Raw genomic sequence first — 13,103 nt, forward strand, 5'->3', positions numbered from 1 at the left:
GTGTGACCTGTGCGCGTCGCCGGCTGTTAATCTCAAGGGATGCAGCCGCCTTGGACTTCCGATGGACCCGACCTTGTTGTGCACGGCGATAACCTCCCCGTGATCAGCACTTTGCCTGACGAGAGCTTTCGGCTGATCTATATCGATCCGCCGTTCAACACGGGCCGAACCCAACGCCGGCAAGCATTAACGACGCAACGATCAACTGAGGGAACGCGCGTGGGTTTCGGAGGCAACAATTACGACACAATTAAGGGAGTGTTGTATTCCTACGACGACACGTTCGCCGATTATTGGGAATTCTTAGAGCCACGGTTGCAGGAGGCATGGCGCCTTCTCGACGACCGCGGCACCCTCTACCTCCACCTCGATTACCGCGAAGTGCATTACGCCAAAGTGGCCCTCGATGCCCTCTTCGGCCGTGAGAGCTTTCTCAACGAAATCATCTGGGCCTACGACTATGGCGCCAGAGCCACCAAAAAATGGCCTTCCAAGCACGACACGATCCTTGTCTACGTGAAGAACCCCAAGAACTACTACTTCAACAACGAAGAAGTCGACCGCGAACCCTATATGGCCCCCGGCCTCGTCACGCCCGAGAAGGCAGCGCGCGGCAAGTTGCCGACGGATGTCTGGTGGCACACCATCGTGTCCCCCACCGGAAAAGAGAAAACCGGCTACGCCACCCAGAAGCCGGAGGGCATTCTGCGGCGCATCATTCAGGCATCCAGTAAGCCAGGCGATTGGGTTCTTGATTTCTTCGCTGGCAGCGGCACAACGGGCGCCGTCGCTCAAGCCCTCGCTCGTCGCGTCGTGCTCGTGGAGCAGAATCCCGACGCGATCGCAATCATCACGAAACGGCTCTCAGCGGACACCACATTCGCTAACATGAGCGCATGAGGAATCGTGACGAAATCGAATGCTGGCTCACCGACATGGATGGCGTTCTGGTGCATGAGAACCACCCCGTTCCCGGTGCTTCAGAGTTACTGCAGCAGTGGCGCGATGAGAAGAAGCCCTACTTGGTGCTCACTAACAACTCGATTTTCACCCCGCGCGATCTGAGCGCACGCCTTAAAGCGTCAGGGCTTGACGTTCCCGAGTCGGCAATCTGGACTTCCGCACTCGCGACCGCAGATTTCTTGAAAGAACAGATTCCCGGCGGCACCGCCTTTGTTATCGGCGAATCTGGCATCACAACGGCCCTCCATGAAGCCGGCTTCATCATGACGGAAACCAACCCTGACTATGTCGTCATCGGTGAGACCCGCAACTACTCTTTCGAAGCCATCACGAAAGCAATTCGCCTCATCGGCAACGGAAGTCGCTTTATTGTGACCAACCCGGATGCCACCGGCCCGAGTGCTGACGGCCCCTTGCCCGCAACGGGCGCGGTTGCCGCTCTCATCACCAAGGCCACTGGCCGCGAGCCCTACATCGTCGGCAAGCCGAACCCTATGATGTTCCGCTCGGCACTCAACAAGATTGGCGCCCACAGCGAAAACACCGGCATGATCGGTGACCGCATGGACACCGACATCGTTGCCGGCATCGAAGCTGGTTTGCACACCGTGCTGGTGCTCACCGGAATCAGCGATCAGAAAGAAATCGACCGCTACCCGTTCCGTCCCAACGAGGTTCTCGACAGCGTCGCCGACCTGCTGCACTAACGGTGCGCAACCCGGGCGGCGTGAACTGGCCGTTCCGGGCGTTGCACAGTTGTGGCCGTTCCGTTGTTCGCGCGCTCGCTATTCGGAGGGCGTTTGTGGTTGAGCAACGGATGCCGTGAGCGCGTCGTCTCCGGCACGCGTAGCGAAGCAGTAGTAGTCGCGGTTTCCGGCATCCCAGTCGCTGGCATTCGCGGCGAAGCTCGTCACAATTTCGAGGTCGGCAAATGATTGTGCCGCCGAGAAGTCGATCACGCTGTCGCTGGAGCACGCCGCAGCCGTGCGCGATGTCAGCTCGTCTGCTTCGGGATACGGATCAGAGGCAGCGTCATCGAACTGGCCGATCGTCAGCAGTTGAGCGGCGTGGGGTTGCGCGCAATCGATCACGGTGTATTCCTGTTCCCACGCCGAGACGAAGGGATCGACGCACTCACCACCGGCGAGTTCATTCCATAAGTAGGTGCCAGGGGCGATCGGACCAACGACGGGAACAACGGCAGTAGCCGTCGCAGAGGGGGTAGGCGAGGCAACCGCAGCGGGCGTGACCGAAGGGGCGATACGTGTGCCGGCCAAGAACAATGCCACCAGTGCGAGCGCCGCAACCAAGCCACCAGCAATGGCCAATCCGATCAATTGACCGCGCGGGATGGGTGGGCGAGGCGGCTGGGGTACCCGGGGTCGTGAAATCACCGCTGGAACCTGCGCTACGAGCGCCTGATCTTCGTACTCGACAAACTTGTCTTCGCCGAAGAGGTCGCTCACGGCATCGTGTTCGACAGATTCTGACTCCGCTGAGATGCCCTCGAGCGACAGCGCACCCATGACTTCCGTCGCGCCCTCAAGCGACTGGTCAACCGAAGCCGGCAGCTGAGCCTGGCGTCGAGTCGCGGCATCCATCGCCACCGTCGGCAGGTCTGCGGAGCTGATTGCTGCGGTCGGAAGGTCGGAAATGTCCATCGCCCCCGTGGGGAGATCGGCAACGTTGATCGCCTCTGTCGCGGGAGGTTCAACGAGTGGTTCAACAAGTGGTTCACGCGGTGTGACGGCGGGCTCGTCTGGCTGATCGGAAGCGGACGCCGACGACACCGCAGGCGACGCGGCAGGAGGTTCCTCACCTGGCAGCGGCGGAAGAGAAAGGAGCCCCGGAACCGCGGGAGTCGCCGACGGCGGTGGGGTGCCGGGTGGCGGCGTCATTGGCGGCAACGGAACCTCAAGCGCGTTCGGCTGAGGGGTAGCCGGAGTTGGTTCTTCTGGCGATTCGGGCTCGGTTGGAGTGAGCCCCCAATTGAAGGAGGACTCGCGGCGCTGCTCGTCTTCGCTAGCGCCCGAACCGTTGTCGCCTGAGGTCACGGCGTGAGCCCCAATTCACCAAGCCCGATCGCTGAAAAGTAGGGGTAGCCGGCCGCCTCGATGCGCTCCTTGGCTCCGGTGTCACGATCGACAACGACAGCAACGCCGGCAACGATCGCGCCGACCTTCTCGAGCGCCTCAATAGCGGCGAGCGGTGAACCTCCAGTCGTTGAGGTGTCTTCGAGCACAATGACGCGCTTGCCCTCAAGCTCAGGCCCTTCGACCTGACGACCACGGCCGTGATCTTTGGGTTCCTTGCGCACCACGAAGGCGTCGTAGGTGAGGCCGCGAGCGGCACCCTGGTGAAGAATTGCCGCAGCGATCGGGTCGGCCCCCATCGTCATCCCGCCCACAGCCACGATGTCTGGCACGTCGGCGATGAGGTCAATCATGACCTGACCAATCAGTGGAGCGACGCGGTGGTCGAGGCTTACGCGACGCATGTCGACGTAGTACGTAGCCTTCTTTCCGCTCGTCAGAGTGAAATCACCGTGGAACACGGCATCGGCGGAAATGTACTCAATGAGCTGTTGCTTGGCGTCGGTCACGAGTACAGAATACCCATTCTGGGGAGTCCCCTAAAGGATGGTCTCGCCGAAAATCAGCAAAGCGCCCGAGATAGTGACGCCCACGAAGCCCAAGATGGCGACGATTGTCGCGTTGCGGCGGTCGAGACGGTCAGCCTTTGCCGCAGCTTCGTCGAGAAGAATATCTTGCTGCATACGATGACTGTACGGGGCAGAGCAGCCCCTGTCGTCGCCCAATGCGGGGGTAGACCTATTACCGTTGAAGCATGCTCATTGCCACCTGGAACGTGAACTCCATCAGAACCCGAGTCAGCCGCGTCGTTGATTGGCTGCTTCGTGAAGATATTGACGTACTGGCGATGCAAGAAATCAAGTGCAAGCCCGAACAATTTCCTCTCGAGGCGTTCACCGAAGCGGGCTACGAGGTCGAACTTCACGGCCTCAATCAGTGGAATGGTGTGGCCTTCGCGAGCCGTCTCCCCCTGGAGGATGTCACGGTCGGTTTCGACACCCAGCCAGGGTTCGGCAAACCGCTCGATGACGGCACTGTACCGATCGAGGCGCGCGCTCTTGGCGTGACTGTAGAGGGCGCCCGGCTCTGGAGCCTTTACGTGCCCAACGGTCGCGAACTCGACAATCCGCACTACGCCTACAAGCTCGAGTGGCTCGCCAACCTTGCGACTCAGGCCACCACGTGGATGCGCGACAACCCGGAACAGCCTCTCGCCCTGATGGGCGACTTCAACATCGCGCCCTTCGATCACGACGTGTGGGACATCGCAGCCTTCGAGGGCAAGACTCACGTGAGCGACGCTGAACGCGCAGCGTTCCGGGCCTTTGAAGAGGCCGGGATGATCGACACTCTCCGCAGCCGCAACATTGAGGGTTACACCTACTGGGATTACCAGCGTCTGCGCTTTCCTCGCAATGAGGGAATGCGCATCGACTTCGTGCTCGGCTCCCCCGCATTCGACGAACTCGTTACGGGCGCATCGATTGACCGCGAGGAGCGCAAGGGTGATGGCCCAAGCGACCACGTTCCCGTCGTCGTCGAACTCGCGATCGACACCGCGAACGACGACGATCGGCCAATGTTCCTCTAGGCGGTACGTCCAAGAGGTTCGCCCAAGCGGTTCACCTAGGCAGTTCGCCCAAGCGGTTCATCTAAGCAGTTGCCTTAGCCACGGGCGTTAGCCCGCGTCTGGCTCCGACCGCGACACCTTGAGGCCTTCGCCGTTCTCGGCGAGCCCCACGAGCACGGTGTCCCCGTCGCGAATGTCGCCAGCAAGCAGCGCCTTGGCGAGCTTGTCGTCGATCTCGCGCTGCATGAGGCGGCGGAGCGGTCGTGCGCCGTAGATGGGGTCGTAGCCGCGCTCCGAAAGCCAGGTGCGAGCATCCGGGGTCACAGCAAGCTGCAGGCGACGATCGGTGAGGCGCTTGCCCAAACGGTCGATGTCGAGCTCAACGATCTGGCTGAGGTCATCGGTCGAGAGCGGCTGGAACACCACGATGTCGTCGAGACGGTTGATGAACTCCGGCTTGAACGACTTGCGCACAAGGTCGTCAACGGCGGCCTTGCGGGCATCCCACGGCAGCTCTTGGTCAGTGATGAATTGGCTGCCCAGGTTGCTGGTGAGAATCAGGATGACGTTGCGGAAGTCGACAGTGCGACCCTGGCCATCGGTGAGACGGCCATCATCGAGCACCTGCAGGAGAATGTCGAAGACCTCAGGGTGCGCCTTTTCGACCTCGTCGAGCAGGATCACCGAGTAGGGACGACGGCGCACAGCCTCGGTCAGCTGACCGCCCTGTTCGAATCCGATGTAGCCGGGAGGGGCACCGACGAGGCGCGAGACGGAGAACTTCTCGCCGTACTCACTCATGTCGATGCGCACGAGAGCTTTCTCGTCGTTGAAGAGGTATTGCGCGAGGGCCTTGGCGAGCTCCGTCTTTCCGACGCCGGTGGGGCCGAGGAAGAGGAACGAGCCGGTGGGGCGATCGGGGTCGGAGATTCCGGCGCGGGTACGACGAACCGCTTCGGAGACCGCTTGCACGGCTTCCTTTTGACCGATGAGACGCTTGCCGAGTTCTGCTTCGAGGTGAAGCAGCTTCTCGGTCTCGCCCTCGGTGAGGCGGTCGACGGGGATGCCCGTCCACGCGGCAACGACCGCAGCGATGTCTTCTTCGGTCACCTGGTCATTGACCATGCGGGGACCGGTTGGCTCGTTGCTTTCGGCGGTAACGAGGGCGCGCTGGATTGAAGGGATCGTCTCGTACTCGAGCTTCGACACCTTTTGGTAATCGCCGTCACGCATCGCACGCTCGGAGGCAATACGAGCATCGTTGAGGCGAGTCTTCAGCTCACCGACGTCGGTCAGGCTCGCCTTTTCGAGCTTCCAGCGCCCTTCCAACTCGTTCAGCAACTTGCTCTGGCTGGCGAGATCTTCGCGGAGCTTCGCGAGTCGCGCCTTCGACGCCTCGTCTTTTTCCTTCTTGAGAGCGTGCTCTTCGATGCGCAGGCGATCAACAGCACGCTTGAGCTTGTCGATTTCAACGGGCGAGGAATCGATCTCCATCTTGAGGTGGCTTGCCGCCTCGTCGATGAGGTCAATTGCTTTGTCGGGCAGTTTGCGACCCGAGATGTAGCGATTGCTGAGTGCTGCGGCCGCCACCAGCGCGGAGTCCGCGATGGTCACCTTGTGGTGAGCTTCGTAACGCTCCTTGAGGCCACGCAAAATCGCGACGGTGTCTTCGACAGAAGGTTCGCCGACGAATACTTGCTGGAAGCGGCGCTCAAGCGCGGCATCCTTCTCGATGTATTGGCGATACTCGTCGAGCGTTGTGGCACCGATCAGTCGCAGTTCACCACGGGCCAACATGGGCTTGAGCATGTTGGATGCCGCGACCGAACCGTCGCCACCACCCGCACCCATGAGGGTGTGAAGTTCGTCAATGAACGTGATGACTTGGCCATCGGAGTCTTTGATCTCCTTGAGCACAGCCTTGAGGCGCTCTTCGAACTCGCCGCGGTACTTGGCACCGGCGACGAGGGCTGCGAGGTCGAGGGAGATGAGCTGTTTGTCTTTGAGGGAATCGGCAACGTCGCCGGCAATGATGCGCTGAGCGAGGCCTTCAACAACGGCCGTCTTTCCGACGCCGGGCTCACCAATGAGTACAGGGTTGTTTTTCGTGCGGCGCGTCAGCACTTGGCTTACGCGGCGGATCTCAGCGTCGCGCCCGATTACGGGGTCGAGCTTGCCACTGCGTGCAATCTCGGTGAGATTCACCCCGTACTTTTCGAGAGCACTTTTTTGCTCTTCATCGGTACTTGGGGCACCCTGCATGTTCGCCATTTACAAACCCTCCGCAAACTTGAGTTGAGATGACTCAACTTTACACCCGTGGGGTCGCCCGTGGCTAGATGAACGCTGTGTACTTCGAGAGATTGCCCATCAAGTGAGAGACTCGTGTGGTGAACGCCGATTCCCGAGACGATCTCCACTCCTTTCAAGTGAACCTCACGGGGGTCGTCGACCTCCTGAGCAAGCACATCTACTCCAGTCCGCGCGTGTATTTGCGCGAACTTCTGCAGAACGGGCGCGACGCTCTGGCCGCTCGAGTTGAGCTCGACGGCGCTGACGCGAGCCGCGGCATCCGCATCACTCCGCTCAGCGAGCACAACGACACATTCCGGTTTCAGGATGACGGCATCGGGCTCACCGCCGACGAAATGACCGAGCTGCTCTCGACCGTCGGGCGCTCCTCGAAACGCGACATCTTTGATCTTCCCCGCAGCGACTACCTCGGGCAGTTCGGCATCGGATTATTGAGCTGCTTCATGGTGGCCGACCAGATTGTGATCCAGTCACGCTCCGCTCGCGGCTCAGCCCCAGTGGAGTGGATCGGCAATAGCGACGGCACGTTCAGCGTGCGCGAGCTGGAGGGCGACCTGCCCATCGGCACCACCGTCTCGCTCAAGCCGCGCTTTGATCAGCACGACCTGCTCAGCACTTCGACGGTGCTGGCGCTCGCGAAAACTTTTGCCGAGTTCTTGCCGGTCGCCGTGCGCGTTGATCTCCCCGGCTGCGGCAGCGAGACCGTCACGCACGATGCTCCGTTCCTTGACGCACACACGGCTACGGCATCCGAGCTACTGATCTACGGTCGCGAGTTGCTCGGCGTTGAGCCCTTCGCCGCAATTCCGTTGAGTGTGCCCGGCACCAGCACCACGGGTGTCGCCTATGTGCTGCCCCACTCGCCGCCGCCAGGGGCGCGCCAAGCGAACCGCGTTTATCTTGGCCGGATGCTGCTGAGCGAGAACGTGGATGCGCTCGTTCCCGACTGGGCGTTCTTCGTGCGCGTCGTGCTGAACAGCACCACGCTCACCCCGACGGCAAGCCGCGAATCGCTCGTGGACGACGACATCCTCGAGCACACGCGGGCGGCAATCGGCACGACGCTGCGGCAGTGGGTGCTCGAAATGGCGGCCCGGCATCCGGCCCAACTCAACGACTTTGTGCAGATTCATTCACTCGCCCTCAAGTCGCTCGTGATCCACGACGAAGAACTCGCGAAGTTCATCACTCCGTGGCTGAGCGTCGAAACCACACTCGGGCGCCTGACGATCGAGAGCCTTACGCGGGATCACACGCAGTTGCGCTACGCCGAAACGGTGGATGAATTTCGGCAGATCGCAAGCATCGCGAGCCCCGACCGGCCGGTGATCAACGGTGGCTATATTTACGACACCGAGATCGCCCGCCTGCTCCCCACTCTTGTCGACGGACTCACCGTCGAGCGCGTCAGCGTGCTCGACGAACTCGACTTTCTCGAGGTGCCACCGCTTGACGCGCGCAGTGTCGTCGCGAAGCTCGAAGACCGCGCCAGCGCTGTGCTCGCGGATGCCGGCTGCGCTGTGATTGTGCGCGGCGTGCCCGCCACCGACGTCACGGGCCTCTACCTCGCCGACCCCGAAGTGCTGCGCTCCATCGACCGACGGGCGGCCCGCGAAATCAGTCGCCCCGGGTTATGGAAAGACGTGCTCGGCAAAATGGATGCGTTCGCCGAGGAACGCCTCGCGAGCGACGGCACCAGTAAATCCCTCGCCCGACTGTGCCTCAACTGGAACAACCCTGTCGTCGTCACCCTCTCCACCCTGAGTGATGACGCCGTCTTCTCCCGCACCATCGAACTGCTCTACGTTCAAGCCCTGCTCACCAGCCAACGCCCCCTCAGCGTGCGCGACCGCGCCATGATGACCAATTCCATGTCAGACCTGATCGCCATGAGTGTCGCACTCGGTGATTCCCTCCCAGAAAGTTCTTCCCTATGAGCGTCGCCCGCATCACCGAACTGTTCAGCGAGATCGACACGATGGCCTTCGGCCCCGAGGAACGAGCTCGCGTCGATGAGGCGATTGCGCTCGCGGTCGAACTCGGGGACGAAGAGTTGGAGTACCGTGCGCGCATTCGGCTGACGGCATCCGCCAATCAGCTTGGCGATACCGAAGCTCTGCTCTCCTCATTCGCGTGGTGCCTCGCCAAGCACGACGCTGACCCTGTGCGCTTTCCCGACGACGTGGTCGAGGGCGGTGCCGGGCTCATGTGGCAGTTCAAGTGGATCGCCACGACCCTCGCGAGCTCACCCATCTTCGGCACCGACGACATCTCCGGCGCTCTCGCCGACATGGAGAGCCACTACCGCGACGCCGGAATCGGCCAGAGCGGCGTGCTGACCTCCCAGTTCGCCACGGCCTGGCGTCTTGGCCAGCTCGACCGCGCCGAAGAATTGCGCGCCCAACTCGCCGTGACGCCCCGCGACGACTACAGCCACTGTGACGCCTGTGTGCGCAGCGATGCCAGCGGCTTCCTCACAGAAACAGGGCGCGACGCCGAAGCAATCGTGCTCTTCGACGAACTCATCGAAGGCGGCTACAGCTGCGGCGATGAGCCAGAAGCCGCCCTCTCGCGCGCCCTGCTCCCCTACCTGCGCGCCGGCCGCCTCGATGACGCTCGCGCCGCCCACTTTCGCAGCTACAACCTCGCCCGCGACAACGCCGACAACCTCAGCATCATCGCCAATCACTTCATCTTCTGCGCCGTCACCGGCAATGAAGCCCGCGGCCTGGCCATGCTCGAACGCCACCTCTCGTGGTTTGTGCACGACCAGCTCAACGCCGACGGCCAGTTCTCCGGTCTCGTCGCCGCTGGTGTGCTGCTCGACGCCGTGACCGCCGCCGGCTTCGGCGAGCAAGTTGTTCGCGGCGCCGAAAGTACCGAACTCACGGCACTCTTCGGAGAGCACGACGGCACCTGGACCGCCGAAGAACTTGCCGCCGCCACGTGGGCTGCCGCGCGCCGGATTGGCGACCAGTTCGACGAACGCGCCGACAACAACTACCGCGCCACGCGCATCCAGAAGGCTAAAAATCTCGCTAACGAGAACTATCCCCTCAGCCTCACGAGTGAAACTCTTGCCGCCCCCACTCCCGCCGACGCCGAACCGACGGATGCCGCCGGCTGGCTGCTGCGCGCAGAAGAACTGACCGCTATTGGTTGGCTTCCCACCGCATTGCCCGCCGCGCGTAAGGCTGCGGAATTGGCAACGGGCACGGAGCGCACGGCTGCCCTCAGCACGTTGGTTGCCGGACTCGTGGCTACCGGCGATCTCGCTGCAGCCGAGGCTGCTCTCGCCGAACGCATCCCGGCTCTCCGTGAGCACGGCAACGAGGCGCAAGCGTCGCTCGAAGAGTTGCTCGGCCTCTCACTTTTTGGTCGCGCCGAGCAAGACGATTTCGACAAGCTCAGCGTCGCTGTTGGCGTCTCGGAGGAGTTAGCTCCCGCCCAGATCGCCGACATCGAACTGTCACTACTGAGCGTGCTGCTGCGCGGCGAGGAGCCCGATCTCGAGGCTGTGACGAAGCTTGCGGCGAGTGCGCTCGTGCACGCCGAGGCTGGCGAGATGCCCCTGCTGCGCGCCCACGCGCTGCGGTATCTTTCCGATCTGGCGGCCACCGCTGGCGACACTGATCGCGCACTCGCGCACCTTGATGATCTGCTGGGGGCGACATCCAACCGCGGTGTTTTGGCCCACGCTCACGCGCTTCGTGCCCGCATTTTGGGCAGTGGCGGCCAGTTCGCTGCCGGTGCCGCCAGCGCGGATGCGGCGGCCGAATGCGCCAATGCCATCGACGCCGCTGGCCCGCTGCACGACACCACCATTCTGGCTGGACGCCTCTATGACGAAGCCGAACAGTTCACGGATGCCGCTGGTCGCTTCCGCCTCGGAATCCGCTATGCCGAACGCCTCGAGATCGAGACCGTAGGGGCGCGCTATGCCCTCGGCCGAGCGCTCGTGCGCGGCGGAGAGTCGGCAGAAGCCATCGAGCTTTTGCTCTCGCTGTTCGAAGAAGAGACTGCTGCGCAGGCCGCGCCGGGCAGCCGCGGGGAGACGCTGTTCTGGTTGGGACATGGTTTCGCTGACTCTGGCGAACCGGGTTCTGCTGTTGGCACCTGGGAGACCGCGACGGAGCTGTACCTCGAGTCCGGCGACACCCAGAGCGCAGCACGCACGCTCGCTGACAGCGCGAGTGTGCACGCGCAACACGGCGACCACGAGACGGCCGCAACATTGCTCGAGAATGCTGTGACGCATGCTCGCGCCACGCCCGACGACCTCAACCTGCTCGTGCGCGTGCTGCACCAGTCGGGGCGCGCTCACGCCGAAGCGGGCAACGCCGCCGGCCTTGAGGCACTGGATGAGGTGCTGGCGTTGGCCGCCGAACACAACGCTGATTGGTTGCACGCCGACGTGACCGACTCGAAGGCACGCTCTCTCGCGAGCCTCGGCAAGCCGAAGGAGTCGGTGGCACTCGCACTCACGGCAGCGGACGAATACCGCGCGGCAGGAGATCCTGTTGCCGGCGCGAACTGCGAACGTTTCGTTGCTAACGTTTTGGCCGGCGAGGGCCGTCACGACGAAGCTGTGGCAGTGCTGCAGTCAGTGATGGAGCAAGCTGCCGACCACGAGCGCCTGCGTCAGATCACCGCGTTCGACCTGGCCGAAAGCCTCGACAAGCTCGGACGAACCGCTGAAGCAGCGGCCGCCCGAGCTCTCGCAGAAGGCGCGTAGGGCGCCGAGGTGCCCCGGCGCTTACGGGCGCTTGACCAGCTTGCGGTTCATGAACTCGTCGATGCCGTGCGAACCGAGTTCGCGACCGGTGCCGGAGTTCTTGACTCCACCGAAGGGCAGCTCGGGAGCATCCGCGCCGACCTCGTTGATGTAGACCATGCCGGCGTCGATGCCGTCAGCGATGCGGTCGGCCTGCTCGGCATCCGTCGTGAAGACGTATGAGCCGAGGCCGAACGGCGTCGCGTTGGCGAGCACGATGGCTTCTTCTTCGCTGGCTACGCGGTGCAGTTGAGCAACCGGCCCGAAGAACTCGACCGTGTAGGCGGGGTTATCGGGGCTGATGTTTTCGAGCACTGCTGGCGCAAACTTTGTGCCGTCGCGCTTGCCGGTTCCGACGCGCAAGGTGGCGCCGGCAGCGACTGCTTCCGCGACCTGCTCTTCGAGGTTTTCGGCGGCCGCTACGGAACACAGCGGTCCGAGCTCGGTGCTCTCATCCATAGGGTCACCGACCGTAATGGCACCCATCGCGGCGCTGAACTTCTCGGCGAACTCTTCGTAGAGCGAATCGATGATGACGAAGCGCTTGGCGCCATTGCAGGCCTGGCCGTTGTTATCGACACGAGCCGCCACTGCAGCCTCGACCGTGGCATCCATGTCGTCAGTCGACATGAGGATGAACGGGTCGGAGCCTCCCAGTTCGAGCACGCTCTTCTTGAGGTTGGTTCCGGCCGCAGCACCGACGATCGCACCGGCACGCTCGGAGCCCGTGAGCGAGACTCCCTGGATGCGGGGGTCGTCGATCATCGCAGCGATTTGGTCGTTGTCGGCGAGCACATTTTGGTAGCCGCCGATCGGCAAACCGGCCTCGTGAATAAGCGCTTCAAGTGCGGCCGACGACTCGGGGCACTGCTGCGCTGGCTTCACCAAAACGGGGTTGCCGAGAACGATGCTCGGGCCAGCAAAACGGGCGATCTGATAGATCGGAAAGTTCCACGGCATGATGCCCAGAACTGGACCGATGGGGCTCTTGCGAATCCACGCAGTGCCCGATCCGGCAGGAATTTGTTCGTCGGCGAGGAACGCTTCAGCGTTGTCGGCGAAGTAACGGAAAATGTCGGCCGAGAACTCAACTTCACCCACCGCTTGGGCCAAAGGCTTGCCCATTTCGCGCACGATAATTTCGCCGAATTCGGCCGAACGCTCGGTGAGAAGATCGGCGATACGCGTGACGATCGCTGCGCGCTCTTTTACCTGATCACGGTTCATTCCGCCGTTGTATTCAGAGTGGGCTGCGGCGACGATCTGCTCGATCACTTCGTCGCTGACAGCGGGGTGGGCCGTGCCCTCTTCGCCGGTGTAGGGATTGATCACTTGAAAGGTCTTCATGAGAGGCTCCTCGCTGCTCGAAAATGACCGGCGACGCCGCCGA

10 protein-coding genes are annotated in these 13,103 nt (G+C 62.5%); 5 read left to right on the top strand and 5 right to left on the bottom strand.

Annotated elements, in window-relative coordinates; translation table 11 throughout:
- Positions 1 to 39: 39 nt before the first annotated feature.
- Together I6E56_RS07915 and I6E56_RS07920 are read left to right on the top strand one after the other, a co-directional pair.
- A complete protein-coding gene (locus I6E56_RS07915; protein WP_197137176.1) occupies positions 40 to 900 on the top strand; it encodes a site-specific DNA-methyltransferase in 861 nt (286 codons plus the stop codon).
- Positions 897 to 1,670 carry an HAD-IIA family hydrolase gene (locus I6E56_RS07920; protein WP_197137178.1) on the top strand — a complete coding sequence of 258 codons (774 nt, stop codon included), beginning with the start codon at positions 897 to 899 and terminating at the stop codon, positions 1,668 to 1,670. Before I6E56_RS07915 ends, I6E56_RS07920 begins: the two co-directional genes overlap by 4 nt.
- Before the next feature lie 78 nt (positions 1,671 to 1,748).
- On the opposite strand, the gene I6E56_RS15325 is transcribed toward I6E56_RS07920, so the two are convergent.
- The 3 genes from I6E56_RS15325 to I6E56_RS07935 are packed head-to-tail and all read right to left on the bottom strand — an operon-like array spanning position 1,749 to position 3,739.
- Positions 1,749 to 3,017, bottom strand: coding sequence for a septum formation family protein (locus I6E56_RS15325; protein ID WP_197137180.1), 1,269 nt, complete (start codon positions 3,015 to 3,017; stop codon positions 1,749 to 1,751).
- Complete coding sequence (gene pyrE / locus I6E56_RS07930) at positions 3,014 to 3,565, bottom strand: orotate phosphoribosyltransferase (protein ID WP_197137182.1); 552 nt, start codon at positions 3,563 to 3,565, stop codon at positions 3,014 to 3,016. Before pyrE ends, I6E56_RS15325 begins: the two co-directional genes overlap by 4 nt.
- 30 nt (positions 3,566 to 3,595) lie before the next feature.
- Positions 3,596 to 3,739 carry a hypothetical protein gene (locus tag I6E56_RS07935; RefSeq protein WP_197137183.1) on the bottom strand — a complete coding sequence of 48 codons (144 nt, stop codon included), beginning with the start codon at positions 3,737 to 3,739 and terminating at the stop codon, positions 3,596 to 3,598.
- A 71-nt stretch (positions 3,740 to 3,810) separates the two neighbouring features.
- Between I6E56_RS07935 and I6E56_RS07940 the strand changes: the two genes are divergently transcribed.
- Positions 3,811 to 4,647 carry an exodeoxyribonuclease III gene (locus tag I6E56_RS07940; RefSeq protein WP_197137184.1) on the top strand — a complete coding sequence of 279 codons (837 nt, stop codon included), beginning with the start codon at positions 3,811 to 3,813 and terminating at the stop codon, positions 4,645 to 4,647.
- A gap of 87 nt (positions 4,648 to 4,734) precedes the next feature.
- Here the strand turns inward: I6E56_RS07940 and I6E56_RS07945 are convergent, their stop codons facing one another.
- Positions 4,735 to 6,897, bottom strand: coding sequence for an ATP-dependent Clp protease ATP-binding subunit (locus tag I6E56_RS07945; RefSeq protein ID WP_197137185.1), 2,163 nt, complete (start codon positions 6,895 to 6,897; stop codon positions 4,735 to 4,737).
- Between the two features lie 119 nt (positions 6,898 to 7,016).
- Here I6E56_RS07945 and I6E56_RS07950 point away from each other — a divergent pair, with 119 nt between their 5' ends.
- Together I6E56_RS07950 and I6E56_RS07955 are read left to right on the top strand one after the other, a co-directional pair.
- Positions 7,017 to 8,876, top strand: a complete 1,860-nt coding sequence (locus I6E56_RS07950) for an HSP90 family protein (protein ID WP_197137186.1) — start codon at positions 7,017 to 7,019, stop codon at positions 8,874 to 8,876.
- Entirely contained in the window at positions 8,873 to 11,674 is a 2,802-nt protein-coding gene (locus I6E56_RS07955; protein WP_197137187.1) for a hypothetical protein, read from the top strand. Before I6E56_RS07950 ends, I6E56_RS07955 begins: the two co-directional genes overlap by 4 nt.
- A gap of 21 nt (positions 11,675 to 11,695) precedes the next feature.
- On the opposite strand, the gene I6E56_RS07960 is transcribed toward I6E56_RS07955, so the two are convergent.
- A complete protein-coding gene (locus tag I6E56_RS07960; RefSeq protein ID WP_197137188.1) occupies positions 11,696 to 13,060 on the bottom strand; it encodes an NAD-dependent succinate-semialdehyde dehydrogenase in 1,365 nt (454 codons plus the stop codon).
- Positions 13,061 to 13,103: the final 43 nt, after the last annotated feature.

This window comes from Salinibacterium sp. NK8237 (genome assembly GCF_015864955.1).
In the GTDB taxonomy this organism is placed as follows: Bacteria; Actinomycetota; Actinomycetes; order Actinomycetales; family Microbacteriaceae; genus Rhodoglobus.

What these genes read in the sequence shown, in the direction of transcription:
- I6E56_RS07915 (WP_197137176.1), top strand. Translation starts at nt 40, where the DNA reads ATGCAGCCGCCTTGGACTTCCGATGGACCCGACCTTGTTGTGCACGGC.
- I6E56_RS07920 (WP_197137178.1), top strand. Translation starts at nt 897, where the DNA reads ATGAGGAATCGTGACGAAATCGAATGCTGGCTCACCGACATGGATGGC.
- I6E56_RS07935 (WP_197137183.1), bottom strand. Translation starts at nt 3,739, where the DNA reads ATGCAGCAAGATATTCTTCTCGACGAAGCTGCGGCAAAGGCTGACCGT.
- I6E56_RS07940 (WP_197137184.1), top strand. Translation starts at nt 3,811, where the DNA reads ATGCTCATTGCCACCTGGAACGTGAACTCCATCAGAACCCGAGTCAGC.
- I6E56_RS07945 (WP_197137185.1), bottom strand. Translation starts at nt 6,897, where the DNA reads ATGGCGAACATGCAGGGTGCCCCAAGTACCGATGAAGAGCAAAAAAGT.
- I6E56_RS07955 (WP_197137187.1), top strand. Translation starts at nt 8,873, where the DNA reads ATGAGCGTCGCCCGCATCACCGAACTGTTCAGCGAGATCGACACGATG.
- I6E56_RS07960 (WP_197137188.1), bottom strand. Translation starts at nt 13,060, where the DNA reads ATGAAGACCTTTCAAGTGATCAATCCCTACACCGGCGAAGAGGGCACG.